Source organism: Veillonella agrestimuris (genome assembly GCF_943193065.1).
GTDB lineage: Bacteria > Bacillota > Negativicutes > Veillonellales > Veillonellaceae > Veillonella > Veillonella agrestimuris.
Map to the genome: position 1 here is coordinate 34,086 of NZ_CALPCS010000004.1, position 20,803 is coordinate 54,888.

Sequence of the window (20,803 nt, forward strand, 5' to 3'; positions counted from 1 at the left end):
GGCTTCTTATGACATATCCTATCTTTTACCCCGTAGGAGATTCTGCTATTAGCGCTCAATTCGGTAATACTATCAGTGTAGAAACAAATAAAAAGATTCGGACTATTTTGCAATCTTTTTCTACTAATCCCGTACTGGGCATTGTGGAATTAGTACCTACCTACTGTGCGTTGCTCATACAGTATGATCCGATACTTCATAGTTATGAAGATATGTGCCATATTATTAAGGAACGATCTATTATTGGTGATGATATGAATAGTAATGGCATAGTTCGCATTGTAGAAATACCAACTGTTTACGGTGGCGAATATGGTCCTGATTTAGAGTTTGTTGCATCTCACAGTAATTTGAGCATTGAAGAAGTCATCGCTATTCATAGTAGTACTGATTATTTAGTCTATATGTTAGGGTTTATTCCAGGCTTTACCTATTTAGGTGGTATGGATCAACGTATTGCGACGCCTCGACTATCATCGCCGAGAACACATATTGCAGCTGGTTCTGTAGGAATTGCAGGAAATCAGACAGGTATTTATCCAAGTGAGTCCCCTGGGGGATGGCAAATTATTGGACGCACTCCCTTAGTTATGTATGATGGAAACAAAGAAGATCCTACATTAGTACGGGCTGGTGACTATGTTCGTTATGTACCAATTAGTGAAGACGGGTTTCTTCATATGTTTAATCATTTAGAGCAGTATGAACCTATTGTTCATCATTGTAAAGAAGAGGAGGTGCGTCATTGTGAACTTCAATAAAGTAGCTGTTCATGTGAAATCTCCTGGCTTTTTTACTACTATTCAAGATAAAGGACGCATAGGGTTCCAAGAATTTGGTATGCCTGTAGCTGGCGCTATGGATCAAGATAGTTATGCTGTAGGTCAAGCATTAGTAGGCAATGATACGTATTTAGGGGCTTTAGAATGCACGTTACTACCGCCCACATTAGAAGTAGAGAGTCATTGTATTGTCGCTTTCACAGGGGCAGATATGAATCCTACCATCAATGGTATGCCAGTGCCTTTATACATTCCTTTTTTGTGTCGGCCTGGTGATGAAATTAGCGGTGCTTACGTAACGGAAGGGATGCGCATGTATATCTCCTTCCGTGGGGGCATTGATGTACCAATAATTAATGATAGTGTGTCTACGCATACAAAGGCGCGCATTGGCGGCTATGAAGGTCGTCATCTAATGGCTGGTGATACGTTCTATATTCATAGTAATTTTGAAAACTTAGCTGAACGAGAGACTTTCGTCCTAGAAAAAGGAGATGGATTGAGCAATACGGCTATTGAGCCATATACTGTAGATGATTTTCGCCATCCTATACGCATCGTATTAGGACCTCAACATGAAGCATTTACTGATACTGGTATTCAAACCTTTGCTCAAGAGTATTATGAAATCACACCTCAATGCGACCGTATGGGAATTCGTTTAAGTGGTCCTGTGATTGAACATGTAGAGACAGCAGATATCATTTCTGATGGTGCTGTATTTGGATCAATCCAAGTCCCTGCTGATGGACAACCTATTGTATTGATGGCGGATAGGCAGACTACGGGGGGCTATACAAAAATCGGTACTGTTATTAGTCCTGATTTACCTCGACTAAGTCAAATTCCTATTGGGCATGCTCTGCGATTCAAAATTATTACTGTTGAAGAAGCACAAGAGCAATATCGCTCATATAGAAAGCGACTAGATAAAATTTTACAGGTCGCTAAAGGACAATCTGGTTATGTTTTTATTGTGTAGTATAAGACATAGTATATACAAAAGAAGCAACCTACGAAGGGATTGCTTCTTTTTTTAGTCGTTCTGAAAGGATGTACAATCTTTGATATACTATATATATTACAATGAATATAGTATCTATAATAAGAGGCGTTATGAAAGAAGAGTTACTATCTATAAAAGGCATAGGTCCGGGACGAGAAAAACAATTACATAAGTTAGGTATTACATCGGTATCCCATTTATTAACTTATTTTCCTCGTTCTTATGAAGATAGACGAAATATATATACCATAAAAGAATTAGACAATGGAATGACTGGTGGCGTTGTGGGCACTGTTGTAGCTGTTCAAGAAAAGCGGCCTAGACCGCGTTTATCTATTTTAGAAATTACCATTGCTGACAATAGCGGGGCTATGAAAATTGTTCTGTTTAATCAAGGGTATAAAAAGAATTTTTATAAAAAAGGGCAGCGCTTGTATGCCTATGGTAAGGCTGATATCCAATATGGCATGATGCAAATGAATACGCCACAAATTGAAAATCTAGGACCTGATGCGTTACCAGATACAGGCATTGTACCTATTTACTCTTTAGTGGATGGAGTCAGTCAGTTTGTAGTACGATCCTCAGTACGAAATTGGTTTGCTACTAATGGAGTCCTTCCCGAAGTATTGCCACCAGAACTTATTAATCAAGACGGTTGGATGAGTCGATATGATGCTTTTAAAGCGATGCATTTCCCAGATAGTAGTAATCGTTATGAGGAAGCGCGCTATCAATTGGCTTATGAAGAGCTGTTTATTATGCAAGCAGGATTAGCTCTATTACGCAATAAGGAACAAGTGCATGCAGGACCTAAAATGGAACCTGACGGGAAGTTGATGAAGTCCTTAGAGGAAGCATTGCCATTTGCACTAACTGGAGACCAAAGACGTGCATTAGAAGAAATATCTCGAGATATGCAAGACGAACGGCCTATGCAACGACTATTGCAAGGCGATGTAGGTGCAGGTAAAACTGTGGTAGCTGCATTGAGCTTGGTGAAAGCCATAGAAAATGGCTATCAATCTGCCATTATGGCACCTACTGAGATTTTAGCGTCTCAACATTATGAAGGCATTAAAGAGATGTGTAAACATTTGCCTATTCATATAGAACTGCTCACAGGCGCTACGACAAAGAAAGAAAAAGAACGTATCTATGAAGAACTTGCTAGTGGTGACATCCATATGATCATTGGTACACACTCTCTCATTCAAGATAAAGTGGATTTTCATAATTTGGGACTTGTCGTTATTGATGAACAACATCGTTTTGGCGTTGAACAGAGAGCGGCTTTACAAAGAAAAGGCAAGTATCCTCATGTTCTCATTATGACTGCTACACCTATTCCAAGGACGATGACTTTATCTGTTTATGGTGATTTAGCAGTGTCTTTAATTAAAGAAATGCCACCAGGTAGAAAACCTGTTAAAACATATGTAGTAGATAGCTCTTATAAAGAGCGATTGCGAGCTTTCTTTCAAAAGGAAATGGAGGCAGGTCATCAAATTTATGTGGTATGCCCTTTAGTGGAAGAATCAGAAAAACTTGATTTGCAAGCGGCGGAAGAAGTTTATATAGAACTAAAAGAGTATTTTTACAAAACCTTTGAAGTAGGATTAGTTCATGGGCGAATGAATAGTCAAGAAAAAGAAGAGGTTATGGAGCGTTTTAACAATGGTGATATTCATTTATTAGTATCTACTACTGTTATTGAAGTTGGTGTTAATGTGCCGAATGCAACGATTATGTGCGTAGAAGGGGCCGAGCGATTTGGGTTATCTCAATTGCACCAATTGCGAGGGCGCGTTGGTCGTGGCGACGCTCAAGCGTATTGTGTCCTCATTAGTGATTCGAAAAATGATATAAGTCAAGAACGATTGAAATTAATGGAGGCTACTCACGATGGATTTGAGCTAGCAGAGCAAGAGCTTTTACTAAGAGGCTCTGGACAACTCTTTGGATTGGCCCAATCGGGTTTACCTGATTTACGCGTAGCTAATATTATTAAAGATATTGAAATTCTCGTCAACGCTAGAGAGGATGTATTGCAATATATAGGTGAGAGGGGCATTGAAAATCTAGAAAAACATATGAAGCCAGAACTGGAAAAAAGATTTGGTGAAAAATTCTTAAGAATATTGTATAATTAAGTGGTAAGGCTAATAAATATATAAGTGCAGATAATGCTAGATTTTATCTAGCTTTTCACTTGTATATAATGGTCGATTCTCGTATAATAGAAAAAACATTTATTTCAAATCTATGGAGGTGCTCTTATGCCACTTATTCACGTTGAACTTGTTGAAGGTCGTACTAAAGAACAAAAGAAACAATTAGGCGAAGCTATTACTAAAGCAACTGTGGACATCGTTAATGTTCCTGCAGAGGCAGTTAAAATCATTTTTGTAGATATGAAAAAAGATGATTATATGGAAGGCGGCGTTTTGCGGTCTGAGCGCTAATTTGAGCTACGATTGTCCTGCCTAGCCCTCTTTTGGGCTAGGAGGGTCGTAGTTTTATTTTTATTATACGAGGAAGGAAAGAACAATGAGAGAAGATAAATTTGGTATCCGGGGTTTGACGTTTGATGATGTATTATTGGTACCAGCAGCGTCTGATGTATTACCACACCAAGTAGATTTAACGACACAACTTACGAAAGACATTACTTTGAATATCCCTATGATTAGTTCCGGTATGGATACCGTTACAGAATCTCGCATGGCTATTGCTATGGCTCGAGAAGGGGGCTTAGGGGTCATTCATAAAAATATGTCCATCGAGGAACAAGCTCATGAAGTTGATAAAGTAAAACGCTCTGAACATGGCGTTATTGTAGATCCTATATTTTTAAGTCCTCAAAACTTGTTGTCTGATGCTGAAGAATTGATGGCTAAATATAAAATATCTGGTGTACCTATTACAGAACATGGTAAACTAGTAGGGATCATTACAAATCGCGATATGCGTTTTGAAACTGATTTATCTAAATCGATTGGCGAATGCATGACAAAAGAAGGTTTAGTAACTGCTCCTGAAGGAACATCCTTAGAAGCAGCTAAGGCTATTTTGAGTCAACATAGAATTGAAAAACTGCCTTTAGTTGATAATGATGGAAATTTAAAAGGTCTTATCACTATTAAAGATATTGAAAAAGCAACTAAATACCCTAATGCTGCCAAAGATGGTAGTGGTCGTCTATTAGTAGGTGCTGCTATCGGTGTGTCTGGTGATATGCAAGATCGCTTAGATGCTCTTGTAGCTGCTAAGGCAGATGTTATTATTGTAGATACTGCACATGGGCACTCGGCAGGTGTATTGCGGACCATTAAAGATCTAAAAGCTGCTTATCCAAATCTTCCAGTTATTGCTGGTAATGTAGCTACGGCAGCAGGTACAGAAGCATTAATCGAAGCTGGTGCTGATGCTGTAAAAGTAGGTATCGGACCTGGGTCTATTTGTACAACTCGCGTTATTGCGGGTATTGGGGTTCCTCAAATTACAGCCGTATATGAATCCGCTCAAGTTGCTAGACGTTATGGTATTCCTATTATTGCAGACGGTGGTATCAAATATTCTGGTGACATTGCCAAAGCGATTGCTGCTGGTGCTAACGTAGTTATGATGGGGAATATTTTAGCTGGTACTGATGAAAGTCCAGGTGAAACTGTTATTTATCAAGGTCGATCTTATAAAGTATACCGTGGTATGGGGAGCCTAGGAGCTATGAAATTGGGGAGTAAAGATCGTTACTTCCAAGCAGAAGCTAAAAAATTAGTTCCTGAGGGTATTGAAGGCCGCGTACCATATAAAGGTGTCTTAGCGGATACGATTTTCCAGATGGTTGGTGGTTTACGTGCAAGTATGGGATATTGCGGATGCCATACGATTCAAGAAATGATTGAAAATACTCAATTTATTCAAATCACGGCAGCAGGTTTAAAAGAAAGTCATCCGCATGATGTAAGTATTACCGTAGAAGCACCAAATTACAGTGGTTAATAATGGAGTTATATTTTGAATAAACGTATTTCAGTATTATCGATTCCTATCGATTGTGTAACGATGCAAGAAGCAATTGATAGAATTATAAACTTTACAAAAGAACCGGGCCTACATATTGTAGCTACGGCAAATGCTGAAATGGTTATGTTAGCTAATCAAAATCCCATATTGCATGGGATTTTGAATTCTGCTAGTTTAGTCATTCCTGATGGAGCTGGTATTTTGTGGGCTGCAGAAAAACAAGGTGAAACTGTGCCTGAGCGAGTGGCAGGAGTAGATATTACTAAAGAGCTCTTCCGCGTGGCAGGTAAAGAAAAGCTCCCTATTTATTGTCTAGGTGCGGCTCCTGGAGTGGCGCAACAAGCAGTAGATAATTTACAAGCCTTAGTGGGGCCTGTTCCCATTGCCGGTGTTCATGATGGATTCTTTGATAAAGAAGAAGAATTGAATATTATCAATGAAATTAAAGAATCTAAGGCTAAATTAGTATTTGTTGCATTGGGTGTGCCGAAACAAGAAGAATGGATTTCAGAACATTTAGCTTCTCTAGACGGCGTTGTCGCTATGGGCGTGGGAGGATCCTTTGATGTATTGGCTGGAAATATTCCAAGAGCCCCAAAATGGATGCAACGAAATCGCTTAGAATGGTTATATCGCTTATATCTTGAACCTCAACGGATAGGGCGGATGCTTGCTATTCCTAAGTTTATGTGGACAGTCATTAGAAAGAAATAGGAGAAAGAACGTGCCTACAGGTCCAATTATTAAAGAAGGTTTTCCCCTTATCGGAGCTATGTTGCTACTGGCAGTGGGAATGGCTTATTTTGGATATTATAGTATTGCAATTATTTTCTTTATTTTGGCTTTATTTTTTGCAAACTTTTTTAGAAATCCAAAACGAGTGATTCCTACTGATGCAGATGCTATCTTATCGCCAGCAGATGGAAAGGTAATGGAAATTGCTAATGTCTATGAAAATCTATATTTGCATCGGGAATGTAAAAAAGTAACTATCTTTTTATCTGTTTTCGATGTGCATGCTAATAGAGCTCCTATTGATGGTAAAATTACATATCGTCAATATACAATGGGACGCTTTTTGCCTGCTTTCAAAGAAGAAGTAGGATTTGAAAATGAACGTCATACCATATGTATTGAAAATGAAAAAACAGAAGTGCTAGTTACACAAATTGCTGGTTTATTAGCGCGGCGTATTGTTTCTTGGACAGATCTTGATAGTCAATTGGAGAGAGGTCAATTATATGGTATGATTAAATTTGGTTCATGTACGGAAATTTACATGGATAAAGATGTCGAAATATGTATTGAAAAAGGCCAACATGTGACTGCTGGAGATACAATTATTGGGAGGCTAAGTCATGAATAAATCCATACTTCCAAATTTATTTACTACTGCAAATTTGGCATTTGGTGTTATTGGTATTACCTTGTCGGCTATGGGGAATACATGGGCAGCAGCTATTTGTGTTCTTTTATCTCTTGTAGCTGATGCGTTAGATGGACGGGTAGCAAGAGCATTGGGTGTGGCAGGACCGATGGGGAGAGAATTAGACTCTCTATCTGATGTTGTTGGTTTTGGTGTAGCTCCTGCGTATATGATATATATGAGTGATTTACAAGGCCTCGGTTGGTTAGGTTATATACCATTAATTCTGTTTGCTGTGTTAGGTGCTTTTAGATTGGCGCGCTTCAATATTAAAACAGAAGAAGTACATGGCTATTTTGAAGGGCTTCCTATTCCAGCGGCTGGTTGCTTGTTGGCTACTTATGTGTTGAGTGCTGTGCAGGCTCCGCAATTGGTTGTCTTTTTGGCAATGATTGTGATTGCTGTTCTTATGGTAAGTCAAGCTAAATATCCTGATTTCAAAGGTAAAGGGGCTATTTATGTGAATTATTTAGCTATCGCTTTAGCCGTATTGGGAGCATTGGCTATCGTTATTTATGATTATCATACATGGGCACTGGCTATTTTTATTGCTTATGTATTATTTGGCGCGATTAATTCCGCTATGAATATATTTCGCAAATAAGTGTTTTGGAGGCATACTTTATGGATTACCTACTGGATCTACTACTGATTCCGATGCAGGTAATAATCGTAATTTATACGATTTATTATTTTATCCTCGCCGTTGCCGGCATGTGGCGTTCTAGAGTTCATAAAAACTATATCCCAAAAAACTCTTTTGCTATCGTTATCTGCGCTCATAATGAAGAGTTAGTAGTGGGAGAACTCGTAAAAAATTTAAAAGACTTAGACTATCCAAATGAGTTATACGATATATTTGTAGTGGCTGATAATTGCACTGATAATACAGCAGCTGTTGCTGAAGCAGCAGGTGCTAATGTGCATGTGCGATTTAATAAAGAAGAAGTAGGAAAAGGCTACGCTATGGGATGGATGTTCAACCGCATCGAACAGATGGATCGAAACTATGATGCCTACCTTGTATTTGATGCCGACAATTTAGTACATCCTCAATTTATGTTGGAAATGAACGACCATCTGGAAAAAGGAGAAGTTGTTATTCAAGGTTATTTGAATTCAAAGAATCCTACAGACTCTTGGGTAGCAGGTACTTTCTCGATTGCCTTTTGGATGGTCAACCATATGTGGCATTTAGCAAAATATCGCATTGGTTTGTCTACTGCGTTAGGTGGTACGGGTATGTGTATTCGTACAGACATTATTAAAACTTATGGTTGGAGTTGTACTAGTCTTACAGAAGATTTAGAATTTTCCATGAAGCTCTTAACCCACGGTATTCGTACTTGTTGGGCCCATGATGCCATCGTATATGATGAGAAAGTAACGACTTTAATGGCTTCTTGTAAACAGCGATTACGCTGGGCACAAGGTCAATTTGATTGTGCTGGTCGATATATTCCTAAATTATTCGCTATAGGCATTAAAGAAGGGAATCTTATGATCTTGGACGGTATTTTCCAAGTGACACAGCCATATTTTTTATTGCTTACTACCATTTATTTAGTATTTTCCTATATTAATGCGTTTATACCGATTTATACGAATATTTTATATCAAATTCTACCTATGTCGGTATGGACTGTCATTGGTGTAGGTCAATATTTATTCCCTCTTATAGTATTGCTTAAAATAAAAGTGCCTCCTAAAGTGTGGTTCTATTATTTTTTATATCCACTTTTTGTATATACATGGGTACCTGTCAATGTATTGGGCTTCTTTAGACGCCATAATAAAGTGTGGTCTCATACGCAGCATACACGGGCAGTGGGGCTTAATGATGTAAAATTAACGCGTATGGGTAATATGAATAAATCTAAAAAATAGGAGAATATATGCATATTTTGATGTGTAATGATGATGGTATTTTAGCTCCTGGATTGCGTCGATTGGCGGATTATTTGAGTCAGTTTCATCGTATTACAGTTGTGGCGCCAGCTACAGAACAGAGTGCCAAGTCTCATGCGTTGACTACTGAAAATCCTTTGAAATTAGATGCTTTCAGCGAAGATACTAGTAATCCACGGCTCTATGCGTTAACGGGAACACCAGCAGATTGTATGAAATTTGCTCTCAGTTATCTCTTAGTAGATGATATGCCCGATATGGTTGTATCCGGTATTAACCATGGATTTAATTTAGGTTCTGATGTATTGTATTCCGGTACAGTATCGGCTGCTATGGAAAGCTGTTTCTTTGGTATTCCGGGGTTAGCGTTATCGGTAGAACGATATAGTGATACAAGAGGGAATGAAATGCATCCTTTTATTGGTGATTTGATTCATACTATATTTGAAAAACATCAATTTTCAGGACTGCTCAATGTCAATTTCCCAAAAGATGGTTTGTGTGACTGGGAGCACTTTAAAATTGTGCGCCAAGGGTTACAGACCTATAGCAATATTATCGATGCTCGAGTTAATTCCAGAGGGCAAGATTATTATTGGTTAGCCGGTAATTTGGATCATGGCAAAGAAGCCTTTCCTACAGATGTAGAATATGCTAGAAAAGGTTATATTACAGGCGTAACATTGACATGGAAACAACAAAATGATGAAGATATGGAAACCTTAGAAAATATTTTGAAAGAAAGTTAGTTTTTAAGGTTGACATAGATGGAGCATTCCTATATAATCAAGAATGTTCCGAGATGCCGGAGTGGCGGAATGGCAGACGCACTTGACTCAAAATCAAGCGGGTAACACCGTGTGGGTTCAAGTCCCACCTCCGGCACCAACTAAAGGTGATAAGATTTCAATCTTATCACCTTTTCTTTTTGTATAAAAGTAGGTTTATGATAGATAGGGAACAATGCAATTTTGGACATAATTTTGTATAATAATAAGATAAGTTATATATGTGAGGCATGGTATGAAATTAGGTATAGATATTATTGAAATATGCCGCATTGAAAAGGCTATCCAAAAATCAGAGCGTTTTCTTAAACGAGTATATACGGAACGAGAAATTCAATATTGTGAGAACAAAGGGATTAATCGCTTTCATTCTTACGCTGGCATTTATGCCGCTAAAGAAGCCATATTAAAGGCCTTAGGAACGGGATTAAGAGAGGGGTCGTGGCAAGATCTAGAGATTAGTCACGATGAACTAGGTGTGCCTATCGTTACATTGAGCGGTGTATTTGCAGATAAAATACGAAGCATGAACTTAAGAGATGTTATTATTTCTATTAGTCATTGTAAAGAATATGCTATGAGTACGGCTATTATAAAGGAGTAATACTATGTATGCATTAACTCGAGAATTAGCTCGCTATATAGATGAATACGTACCTCGCTATTTTAAAATGCCCTTATCATTACTCATGGAAAATGCAGGACGGGGTGTAGCTGAAACAATTTATCAATTTGAGCAAGCCGCTATATGCGAAGGTCCATTGGAAAAGTTTGTCCTCTTTCTTTGTGGGGTTGGCAATAATGGTGCAGATGGGTTAGTGGCTGCAAGGCACCTAAAAGAACAAGGTATTCCCGTTAAAATTCTTATCGTTGGCCATGAAATAAATGGGACTCCTTTATTTCGAGAGCAATTAGATATTATTAAGGCCTTAGGGATTGATACGGAAAGCCTAGATTCTTTCTTTGATTGGTCGCAAGTTGCTGTCCTGGTGGAGGCTTTAGTAGGCACTGGTTTTGTAGGAACTATGCGTAAAGAGTTGGGACTAATATTGCACAAAATTGATATAGAACGGACACAATATGGTTTTCCTCTCTGGGCTATTGATGTACCCGCTGGTACAGATGCAACAAATGGATACATATCAGACTATACATTATCCTATGATGGAACCGTTACTTTTGGAGCCATTAAAACAGGATTACTACTCTATCCTGGAAAAGAACGGGCTGGCACAGTGGTGGTAGCGCCCCTTGGTATACCGTGGTACGAACTATTTACCGCGGATCATGACAATTCTATCGGTAGAACGACATATATTACATTAGATAAAGAATTGGTAGAGCCTATCATTCATTATCGATCTGCCGTAGCTCATAAAGGGATTAATGGAAGTATACTCGTTGTTGGAGGCTCTACCTCTATGGTAGGAGCACCGATTATTAGTGGCAATGCTGCTGTTCGAAGTGGTGCTGGCAAAGTATCTCTGGCCGTACCTCAGTCGATACAGACTATCGTACAAAGCAAGATTTTACCAGAAGTCATGGTCAATGCTTTTACGAACGATGATATAAGTTATAATTCTATTGATTATAATTGCTTTGATGTACTTGCTATTGGACCTGGGTTAGGCCGGACCACTGAAGTTAATATTTTAGTTGATACTCTATTAACTCAGTTTAGAGGTCCTAAAGTTATTGATGCAGATGCTTTATTTGCTTTAGGAACTATTGGAGAAGTTCATACATTAGAAGATGGATCAATTCGCTACGATGGCACTAGACAGTTTGAGCATTCTATTATGACTCCTCATGTAGGTGAATTTGGACGTCTTATAGGAAAATCTACATCCTTTGTGGCACGTCATTATTTAGACTTAGCAATTCAATTTAGTGTGGCACATGATGTAATTCTTGTACTGAAAGGTATTCCTACATTGGTAGCTATGCCAACTGGTTATGTATATATCAATACATTAGGTAATGCTGGTATGGGGGCTGGTGGCATGGGCGATGCTTTAACAGGTATTATTGGCGCATTGATTGGACAAGGATACTCTCTACAAGACAGTGCTTTGTTAGGTGTTTATTTGCATAGTAGAAGTGCAGACATATTAAGAGAAGAAAAAGAGTGGGGCTACACCCCAAGTGAAGTAGCTGCTCATGTAGGTGTTGTTATCAAAGAATTATTAGAAGGGTAAATTATGAAGGATATGCGGCGAATTATTCTATTTTTGCTAGCTTTATGTATTCCACTCCTAGTCTTAGTTGGTTGTGGCATTACAAATCTTCCAACGACGCAAGTTGGAGGGGCTTATTCTATTGAAACAAAACAAACGACACCAGAAGGCAGAGTAGATATCTATATGCTCGATATTGGTCAAGGTGATGCAACGGTTATTAAAGTAGGCGATGAATATAGTATGATTGATACTGGTGATATTGAACATCGTGATACAATTGTGAGTCAATTAAAAAATATGGGGGTTAAGAAATTAAAGCACTTAATTATCACCCATCCCCATGGTGATCATATGGGTGGTTTCTTAGCTATTACCAAGGCCATGCCTATTGAGCATATTTATGATAATGGTATTAATGTAGATAATAATATGTATAAAACCTATGAACGGTGGATTGAGAAAAATAAAATCAATCGAAAAGTGTTGAAAAAAGGTGATGTTATAGATTTTGGGCATGGGGCAGTTTGGGTTGTATATGCTCCTTGGGATAAGGTACTTACAGATGAAAAAGGAGAACCTGATTTAAATAATAACTCCATTGTAGGTAAATTTATTTTCGGTAAATTTTCCATGTTGTTCACCGGTGATGCAGAACGAGAAGCGGAAGAGCGACTCACAAAAGAGCAAAATAGTAAGCTTTTCTCTCGCGTACTCAAAGTAGGTCACCATGGATCAAGGACGAGTAGTACTGAAGATTTTATTAAGTCTGTAAAGCCAGAAAGTGCATTGATCTCGTCAGGCCTCTATAATGACTATGGCCACCCGCATGACGTAACATTGCGTCGTTTGCGAGACCATAATGTTGGTATATATCGTACTGATACGATGGGCCGAATTCATATTAGTACAGATGGTAATGAATGGCAAATTTCAACAGAGAGATAATGTATATGTCTAATCCGTATACCTATCTTCATTTTTGTATGAAATAATGGATTTATAATTTGTTATTGGTTTATACTAGATTAATAGGATAATACTTAATTGGACAATTGTGTAGTTCATATATAATGATAGTTTGAACGAACCTATGTCATTAGATTGGAGTGAATGTATTGCGTAAACTATTTTTGATGTGCTTTGCTTTCTTCATGGCATTGCCATTGTTGTTAAGCCAAGCAAAGGCCGCTGATCTACAGGATACTCGCTGGGTAACGAGAACCGATGCACCTATCCCTTATGTACGGATGGTTATGGATCTCTCTGCACCTGTAAAAGCTGCTGCATCTATTAGTAAAGATGGAAAAACTACAACGGTAACTTTGAAAAACACAAAGTTAAAGACTAGCAAACGAAATATTTCTATGGATTCTTCCATTGCTAGCTCCGCACAGTTTGTACAAGCTGGCAAAGATGTAAAAGTAACCATAAAAACGCCATCTGCATTGGAAACAGAGGATTTAAAAGTATTTTCTTTGAAAAAAGATACGGTAAATAAAAAGCCTTATCGTATTGTTGTAGACTTGCAAAAGAAAGGTGTTGCTCCTAAACAAGTTAACTATGGCAAGAAACCATCTCCAGCTACATTGCCAGCAAGTAGTAAAAATGCAGGATCTGGCAATTATAGTACATCTGGTGGCTTAAAAGGTAAAGTCATTACTATTGACCCTGGTCATGGCGGCAGTGACCCAGGTGCGATTGGTCCAACTGGATACCAAGAAAAGCAAGCAACATTACCTATTTCCAATTATTTAAAAACCGCTTTAGAAGCACGTGGTGCAAAGGTGTTTATGACTCGTACTACTGATGTGGACGTGTACGGGCCACATGCAAGCGGTGCTGATGAATTAGGGGCTCGTGTAAGAGTAGCAAACGCTAATAACTCTGATGCGTTCATTAGTGTTCACATTAACTCTTTCACAAATCCAAGCGTAGGCGGTATTGCTACATACTACTACAGCAAAACTTCTAATGATGCTCGATTAGCACAAAAAATTCAAAATGAAATTGCAGATACTCCTGGATTTAAAGGAGATCGAGGTATTCAAGAAGGTAATTTATATGTATTGAGACATTCTAAAATGCCAGCTGTTCTTGTTGAATTAGGATTTATTTCTAACCCACAAGAAGAGCGAGCGTTGAAAAATGCTCAAACAGAGCAAGATTTTGCAAATCGTATTGCTAATGGTATTGCTAACTACTTTGGAGGCTAAGGATGAACATTCGTAATCAACTTGCAACGATTGCTTGTGTAGGCGTCCTAGTCTTTGCAGCAGGTTGCAGTTCTAATCAATTACCGGGAACAGAGTCAAAATCGACTCATGAATCTACCCAAGTAACAACTCAAAAAGAGACGGGAAAAGCAACTAATGAAATGAGCAAATTAGTTTACTATATTCCTGCAGAAGATGGCTCTGGGGTAAAACGAGTTACGAAAGAAACGAGTGACTCTATAACACCAAAAGCTGCGTTGCAAGCCATGTTAAAAGCTGATAGAGCGCAAGAATATCCTACATTCCCTAAAGATGTAGATGTGATTTCTGTAACAGTAAAAGATGGTATTGCATCAGTAGAAGTTAATAAGGCTTTCGTAGAAGGCCGTGGTGGTGACTTAGCAGTTAAATTACAAATGGCTGCTATTGTAAATACCTTAACATCTTTTGATACGATTAAAGGTGTTCTATTCGTAGAAAATGGTAAAAAAGTGAACCTTGTAGGTTCTTTTGATACAGAAGAGCCATTAAAGCGAATGGAAAGTTACATTAAACAATAAAATACATATATCTTATACATCGGCTTCTTCTTTGGAGGAAGTCGATGTTTTCGTATTCCTATATATGTTACAATACATATAGTGCTAAAAGGAAAAGGTGACACTATGCAATTAAAAGATGTAGGGGAATTCCAATTTATTCACCATATCGAAAGTGATACGATTTATGATGGACATACTATATATAAAGGTATAGGGGACGATTGTGCAGTCTATAAAAGTACTGATGGTTACGATCAATTAATCAGTACTGATACGATGGTGGAAGGTGTTCATTTTAGCTTTCGCTATATGGAGCCCTATGATGTAGGCTATCGTTTGATGACTGCCAATATTAGTGATATAGCTGCCATGGGTGGTATACCAAGGCAAGTCGTTCTATCTGTAGCCGCTCATGAAGATATGTCCCTTGCTACATTGACTAGTATATATAGGGGGATAAAAGATCAGTGTAAAGAGTATAAGATCAATTTAATTGGTGGCGATACCGTTCGTACAGAGGGACCTATGGTGTGGACTGTTACAATTGTCGGTGAAGTACCGAGAGGTAGAGCTATTTTGCGATCGTGTGCGCAGCCTGGTGATATAATAGGTGTAACAGATTCGTTGGGATTAGCCGCTACTGGTTTAGAAGCTCTTCGGCGTGGTTATGAAGATTACCCTATAAGTGTAACTGTTCATCGAAGACCAATCCCACAAATTGAACTTGGTTGGACTCTTAGACAGCTAGGGGTTCACAGTATGAATGATATTAGCGATGGTCTAAGTAGTGAGCTTTATGAAATTGCAGAAGCTTCTAATGTATCTCTCAATATCGATAGCGAAGCTATTCCTTTACATGAAGAGACGCGTCGATTGGCAAAACAAGTAGGACTGTCACCATTACATTATGCTTTGCATGGAGGAGAAGATTTTAAACTCCTTTTTACAGCACCTAAATCCTTAGAAAAAGACTTGTTGCAGTTATCTGGTGTAACTATAATTGGATTCGTTACAGCAGGTCCTCCAGAAGTGACGATGATGGGAGCAGATCAAAAGGCCTACCGATTAGAGAAGAAAGGGTATAATCATTTCCATGAGTCATGTTATTAATTTAGAAACACATACAGTAGAAGAGACCCAAGAATTTGGACGCCGTTTAGGTGCTTGGGTTGAGCATAGAGAGGCCCCAATTTGTATTGCTTTAGTGGGCGATTTAGGAACAGGAAAGACTCATATGTCTCAAGGTATTGCAGCAGGACTAGGTATTACAGAAGAGATTACGAGTCCAACCTTTGCATTGATGAATACCTACACTGCTTCCATAGGACATGTCTATCATTTTGATTTATACCGATTAGATGATGTATACGAATTGGAAAATATAGGTTTTTATGAATATACGGAACAAGAAGTGAGTATTGTCGAGTGGGCTGATAAATTTACTCATGAATTGCCAGAAGAAACACTTTGGATTTATATTACTGCTATGAACGAGACGAGTCGTTCTATTCAATTGAAGAGTGATATATTTGATGAAAATGTATTAAAAGAAATAGGAGGTATCTATGTGGTTAGCCATTGAAACGAGTTCTCTCGTTTCTAGTGTTGCAGTTATGAAAGAAGAACACTTGCTTGGGGAGATCACTATGCAAGCAGGGTTAACGCATTCGGAACAATTAGTACCTCATATAGATGCATTGTTGACGATGGCTCAAGTAAATAAACGAGACTTAAAAGGTATCGTTGTCACAAAAGGTCCTGGTTCTTTTACTGGACTTCGTATAGGTATGGGGACAGCAAAGGCCATGGCCTATGCGTTGCAAATTCCTTTATATGGCGTGAGTACGCTTGATGGATTAGCCCATAATATTCCTTATACAACACATCAAATTTGTACCGTTGTTGATGCGCAAAAGAAACATGTATACGCTGCTTTATATACCTATGATAGAAGCACTCTTGTATCTATAGAGGCGCCTTTTGTTATAGAAGCAAGTCATTTGGTAGAACGCTTAGAAGCACAGGGAAAAGAGATAATCTTCGTGGGGGATGGTATTAAACGAATTGCTCCTTTAGTTAAAGCTCATCCATTGTTATATATGGCAAATCCAATTTATCAAATTCCAAAGGCGGGCTCTTTATTAGTAGCAGCTCGCAGTGAGATAGCAGCGGGTAATATTGAAAGTCCTATGGATATGGTTCCTCAGTACATTCGTCGCAGTGAAGCAGAAGTATTATGGGAAGAAAAACACAAAGATGAATTAGATAATTTAGTAGAACCTACAGTTACTGTTGTTGACACAGTATATAAACTATAAACAATAGAAGCAGAAAGGAAGTCTATGAATATAAGATTGGCTACTGTTGAAGATAGTGAAGCTATTTATCAAATTGAAGAAGCCTCCTTTTCTGTGCCTTGGAGCTTAGAATCAATTACATCGGAACTAGAAGATAGGGAGCGCAAGCTCTATGTGGTAGTTGAAACAGAAGAAGGCGTAGAAGCTTATGCCGGTGCATGGCTCGTTTATGACGAAGGACAAATTACGAATATTGCAGTCCATCCCTTATATCGTCGTAAAGGGTATGGAAAATTGCTGACCCAATATTTAATGGAGCTATGCTTTCAAAGGGGCATGAATGAAATTTTTTTAGAAGTGAGAGTATCTAATTATCCAGCCCTAGCATTATATAGACAATTAGGATTTACTGTTAAAGGCATACGAAAAGACTATTATTCGGAACCGAAAGAAGATGCTTATATTATGTCTTTAATTAAAGAGGAAGAACAATGAGTGTATATACATTAGCACTGGAAAGTAGTTGTGACGAAACATCAGCGGCAGTGCTGAAAGATGGGCGGTTAGTACTAAGTAATGTTATTTCTAGCCAAGTACCGATTCATCAAAAATTTGGCGGCGTAGTTCCCGAAGTGGCCTCCCGTCATCACATTGAACAAGTGATCCCTGTTATTGATAAAGCGTTAATAGATGCAGGTATCACGTTAAATGATATTGATCATATTGGCGTTACGTATGGGCCTGGTTTAGTAGGTGCCTTATTAGTAGGTGTGGCAGCAGCAAAAGGCTTATCTTTTGCTACGGGCATTCCCCTCGTACCAGTGCACCATATGGAAGGCCATATTTTTGCCAATTTTTTAGCTAATCCTGAACTGGAACCACCATTTTTGAGTTTAGTTGTTTCCGGTGGACATACTATGATTGTTCATGTAAAAGGATATGAAGAATTTCATATCTTAGGACAAACGAGGGATGATGCAGCGGGGGAAGCTTTTGATAAAATTGCACGAGTGATGGGATTCCCCTATCCAGGTGGACCTCATATTGATGCTCTCGCTAAAGAAGGCAATCCGGAGGCTATTGAATTTCCAAAAGCATTAAGTGAAGAAGGTAATTACGAATTTAGTTTTAGTGGATTAAAGTCGTCAGTACTTAATTATTTAAATAGTAAAAATCTAAAAGGGGAAGATATTAATAAAGCTGATGTAGCAGCATCTTTTCAAAAAGCTATTGTAGACGTATTAGTAGAAAAAACTCGTCATGCTGCAAAAGCTTTAGGGGAAACAAAGATCACTGTTGCAGGAGGTGTCTCTGCCAATAAAGGATTACAAGTAGCCCTAGAGACGATGTGTAAAGAAGAAGGATTTACTTATTACAAACCAAGTGGCATTTTGTCTACTGATAATGCAGCTATGATTGGTTGTCGTGCTTACTATATGGCACAAGCTGGTAAATTTAGCGATTTACATTTAAATGCGAAACCAAATGTACCTATTGGGGCCGTATCGTGGGTAGAAGCTGAATAATAGAGATATAGACTGAGTGATAAAGAGAGGGGTGTACTACATGACTAATCGTATATATGAGGACATATTGAGCTATACAGAATTAGATGGCTCGCAAGCTTCTTTGTTAATACATATTGCTACATTTCTCAATTTTGGATCGTCTATAACAGGCTATGATATAGAAATTCTAACTCCTGTGACGACTAATGAATCTTCACCCGTAAATAAGCTATTATGTATGACACATAATCGAGAAGGACTTTCTTTGATAGAAAAAAATAGCTCTTCCTTTGCGAAGGTCGCTCGTGAAGGTGAGGCGATTCAAGTATTGCATGGGGAAACCTATGAATATGCCTTTCCTATCGTTGATAATGGGGGGAAAATTATCGGTGTCATTTCTTTTTCTTCCATTATGAAGCAGAACACTTTTGATGAAGAACGAGACTATATCTTGGTGGATACAGTACAGCGCCTCATGTTGACCGCTACAGAAGAGCAAGTAAAAGGCTATGAGCCTATGTCCTATTTAGATGGTCTTATTATTTTTGATCAAACAGGGACCATTTTATATGGTAATGAAGGTGCTTTTCACTTAGCTAATACGATTGGTGTAGACCGCCGATTAGAAGGAAATTCTATTTTTGGTAGTTCTTTGAAAATATCAGCCATTCAGCATGTATTAGAGTCTCGAACTCCTTATCAATCCGAAGAAGTGTATTACGATATGGTTCTGCGACAACAAATGATTCCCATCCCTATGGGGCGCAACGAGACGCGATGTATTTTAATCCTTCACGATTGGACTCGTGAAAGTAAACAACAGCAGGAGCTGTTAGTGAAGAACTCTATTATTAAGGAAATTCACCATCGTGTAAAAAATAATTTGCAAACTGTGGCGGGGCTTTTGCGGATGGAAGCGCGGCGTTCTGATTTGCCAGAGGTAAAATCGGCACTTCAAGAAGGCATTTCTCGCATTGAGAGTATGGCTTTAGTACATGATTTAGTATCTCATTACGATGAAGATTATATTGCGGTTCGGTCTATTTATGATGAGCTTTGCCGTCTACTTAGACAGAGTTTAATTCAAAACGATCAGGCCGTAGAATTTCGGTACACTGGTATTGAATATATTGTTTCATCCCATCAAGCTAGTTATATTTCTTTAATTATTAATGAACTTATTACTAATTGTTTAGAGCATGGATTGGCTGGATTGGATGGAACGATTTGGTTGGATGTACAAAATCGTGATGAATATATTGACCTCATTGTTAGTGATACAGGTCGAGGCTTCCCAGAAAATTTTGATATTATAAAAAGTAAGCGATTGGGCATGCAAATCATTAATAACTTAGTGATCCACGAACTAGGGGGGCACGTAAGATGTAATAATACGGATATAGGCGCAGCTGTTACGATTTCTATAAAAAAAGAAGTGTAATAGCTTTGTGTAAGGAGTAAATGATGCGGATTTTAATTGTTGATGATGAATCGTTAATACGAATGGATTTAACCGATATATTGACTTCAGAAGGCCATGAAGTTGTAGGGGAAGGTAAAAATGGTGTAGAAGCGATCAACCTTTGCAAAGCACTGGTACCCGATGTAATCCTTATGGATGTGAAAATGCCGGAGTTAGATGGCATTGAAGCGGCTCGACAAATTGCTTACCATCATATAGCTCCCGTAGTTTTACTCACTAGTTTTAGTCAACAAAATTTAATTGAAAAAGCGAAAGACTCTGGTGTGTATGGGTATTTAATTAAACCAGTTCGAGAAGAACAGTTAGTACCTACTTTAGAAATGGCTATTGGTCGTTTTCGGGATGACTCTAAACGTCGTCAAGAGTTAAAAGATTTAGAATTGAGCCTAGAAGAACGCAAAGTGATTCAAAAAGCAGTAGGCATTTTGATGGAAACTTATACAATCAGTGAAGAGGAAGCATTTTATCGAATCCGTTCCTTAGCGATGAAGCGGCGAGATAGGATTGGAAAAATAGCTACATTAATTGTAGAACAACAGGCAAAAAGTTAATAAAAATCAAATTAGTCAAAAAATCAAAAATAATACTTGCAATTATTTAATCATGAGTTATAATAATATATGTGATTAGCACTCAAAGGA

Annotated in this window: 22 protein-coding genes and 1 tRNA gene; all 23 read left to right on the top strand. The window is 38.3% G+C overall.

The features are described 5' to 3' along the window. Positions 1-8 precede the first annotated feature (8 nt). The 23 genes from pxpB (at position 9) to NFR29_RS02875 (ending at position 20,713) form a co-directional block, all read left to right on the top strand. A complete protein-coding gene (gene pxpB, locus NFR29_RS02765; protein WP_251422900.1) occupies positions 9-761 on the top strand; it encodes a 5-oxoprolinase subunit PxpB in 753 nt (250 codons plus the stop codon). Continuing rightward, entirely contained in the window at positions 748-1,764 is a 1,017-nt protein-coding gene (locus tag NFR29_RS02770; RefSeq protein WP_251422902.1) for a 5-oxoprolinase subunit C family protein, read from the top strand. The genes pxpB and NFR29_RS02770 overlap by 14 nt, the downstream gene beginning before the upstream one ends. A 134-nt stretch (positions 1,765-1,898) precedes the next feature. After that, entirely contained in the window at positions 1,899-3,941 is a 2,043-nt protein-coding gene (gene recG, locus NFR29_RS02775; RefSeq protein ID WP_251422905.1) for an ATP-dependent DNA helicase RecG, read from the top strand. 126 nt (positions 3,942-4,067) lie between these two features. Continuing rightward, complete coding sequence (locus tag NFR29_RS02780; RefSeq protein ID WP_251422908.1) at positions 4,068-4,253, top strand: 4-oxalocrotonate tautomerase; 186 nt, start codon at positions 4,068-4,070, stop codon at positions 4,251-4,253. Between the two features lie 85 nt (positions 4,254-4,338). Continuing rightward, complete coding sequence (guaB, locus tag NFR29_RS02785; RefSeq protein WP_251422911.1) at positions 4,339-5,793, top strand: IMP dehydrogenase; 1,455 nt, start codon at positions 4,339-4,341, stop codon at positions 5,791-5,793. Positions 5,794-5,808: 15 nt separating this feature from the next. Continuing rightward, positions 5,809-6,531 carry a WecB/TagA/CpsF family glycosyltransferase gene (locus tag NFR29_RS02790; protein WP_251422913.1) on the top strand — a complete coding sequence of 241 codons (723 nt, stop codon included), beginning with the start codon at positions 5,809-5,811 and terminating at the stop codon, positions 6,529-6,531. A 10-nt stretch (positions 6,532-6,541) separates the two neighbouring features. After that, positions 6,542-7,183, top strand: a complete 642-nt coding sequence (locus tag NFR29_RS02795) for a phosphatidylserine decarboxylase family protein (RefSeq protein ID WP_251422916.1) — start codon at positions 6,542-6,544, stop codon at positions 7,181-7,183. Further along, complete coding sequence (gene pssA / locus NFR29_RS02800) at positions 7,176-7,847, top strand: CDP-diacylglycerol--serine O-phosphatidyltransferase (protein WP_251422918.1); 672 nt, start codon at positions 7,176-7,178, stop codon at positions 7,845-7,847. Before NFR29_RS02795 ends, pssA begins: the two co-directional genes overlap by 8 nt. A gap of 20 nt (positions 7,848-7,867) precedes the next feature. Next, complete coding sequence (locus tag NFR29_RS02805; protein ID WP_251422921.1) at positions 7,868-9,130, top strand: glycosyltransferase family 2 protein; 1,263 nt, start codon at positions 7,868-7,870, stop codon at positions 9,128-9,130. An 8-nt stretch (positions 9,131-9,138) separates the two neighbouring features. Beyond that, positions 9,139-9,900 (top strand): 5'/3'-nucleotidase SurE, encoded by a 762-nt coding sequence (gene surE, locus NFR29_RS02810; RefSeq protein WP_251422924.1) that lies wholly within the window; start codon positions 9,139-9,141, stop codon positions 9,898-9,900. 55 nt (positions 9,901-9,955) lie between these two features. Continuing rightward, positions 9,956-10,039, top strand: a tRNA-Leu gene (locus NFR29_RS02815). A 135-nt stretch (positions 10,040-10,174) separates the two neighbouring features. Next, complete coding sequence (gene acpS, locus NFR29_RS02820) at positions 10,175-10,543, top strand: holo-ACP synthase (protein ID WP_251422927.1); 369 nt, start codon at positions 10,175-10,177, stop codon at positions 10,541-10,543. A gap of 4 nt (positions 10,544-10,547) precedes the next feature. Further along, positions 10,548-12,137 (top strand): NAD(P)H-hydrate dehydratase, encoded by a 1,590-nt coding sequence (locus tag NFR29_RS02825; protein WP_251422930.1) that lies wholly within the window; start codon positions 10,548-10,550, stop codon positions 12,135-12,137. A 3-nt stretch (positions 12,138-12,140) separates the two neighbouring features. Then, positions 12,141-13,064 carry a ComEC/Rec2 family competence protein gene (locus NFR29_RS02830; protein WP_251422933.1) on the top strand — a complete coding sequence of 308 codons (924 nt, stop codon included), beginning with the start codon at positions 12,141-12,143 and terminating at the stop codon, positions 13,062-13,064. Positions 13,065-13,234: 170 nt separating this feature from the next. Further along, positions 13,235-14,332, top strand: coding sequence for an N-acetylmuramoyl-L-alanine amidase family protein (locus tag NFR29_RS02835; protein ID WP_251422936.1), 1,098 nt, complete (start codon positions 13,235-13,237; stop codon positions 14,330-14,332). A 2-nt stretch (positions 14,333-14,334) separates the two neighbouring features. Further along, positions 14,335-14,892 (top strand): GerMN domain-containing protein, encoded by a 558-nt coding sequence (locus NFR29_RS02840; protein ID WP_251422939.1) that lies wholly within the window; start codon positions 14,335-14,337, stop codon positions 14,890-14,892. Between the two features lie 105 nt (positions 14,893-14,997). Further along, positions 14,998-15,984, top strand: a complete 987-nt coding sequence (thiL, locus tag NFR29_RS02845; RefSeq protein WP_251422942.1) for a thiamine-phosphate kinase — start codon at positions 14,998-15,000, stop codon at positions 15,982-15,984. Beyond that, complete coding sequence (tsaE, locus tag NFR29_RS02850; protein ID WP_251422945.1) at positions 15,968-16,456, top strand: tRNA (adenosine(37)-N6)-threonylcarbamoyltransferase complex ATPase subunit type 1 TsaE; 489 nt, start codon at positions 15,968-15,970, stop codon at positions 16,454-16,456. The genes thiL and tsaE overlap by 17 nt, the downstream gene beginning before the upstream one ends. After that, complete coding sequence (gene tsaB, locus NFR29_RS02855) at positions 16,440-17,192, top strand: tRNA (adenosine(37)-N6)-threonylcarbamoyltransferase complex dimerization subunit type 1 TsaB (protein ID WP_251422946.1); 753 nt, start codon at positions 16,440-16,442, stop codon at positions 17,190-17,192. Before tsaE ends, tsaB begins: the two co-directional genes overlap by 17 nt. A 24-nt stretch (positions 17,193-17,216) precedes the next feature. After that, complete coding sequence (rimI, locus tag NFR29_RS02860; RefSeq protein ID WP_251422947.1) at positions 17,217-17,666, top strand: ribosomal protein S18-alanine N-acetyltransferase; 450 nt, start codon at positions 17,217-17,219, stop codon at positions 17,664-17,666. After that, positions 17,663-18,697, top strand: coding sequence for a tRNA (adenosine(37)-N6)-threonylcarbamoyltransferase complex transferase subunit TsaD (tsaD, locus tag NFR29_RS02865; RefSeq protein WP_251422948.1), 1,035 nt, complete (start codon positions 17,663-17,665; stop codon positions 18,695-18,697). Before rimI ends, tsaD begins: the two co-directional genes overlap by 4 nt. Positions 18,698-18,737: 40 nt before the next feature. Beyond that, positions 18,738-20,120 carry a sensor histidine kinase gene (locus NFR29_RS02870; protein ID WP_251422949.1) on the top strand — a complete coding sequence of 461 codons (1,383 nt, stop codon included), beginning with the start codon at positions 18,738-18,740 and terminating at the stop codon, positions 20,118-20,120. A gap of 23 nt (positions 20,121-20,143) precedes the next feature. Beyond that, entirely contained in the window at positions 20,144-20,713 is a 570-nt protein-coding gene (locus NFR29_RS02875; RefSeq protein WP_251422950.1) for an ANTAR domain-containing response regulator, read from the top strand. The last annotated feature ends 90 nt before the right edge of the window (positions 20,714-20,803 follow it).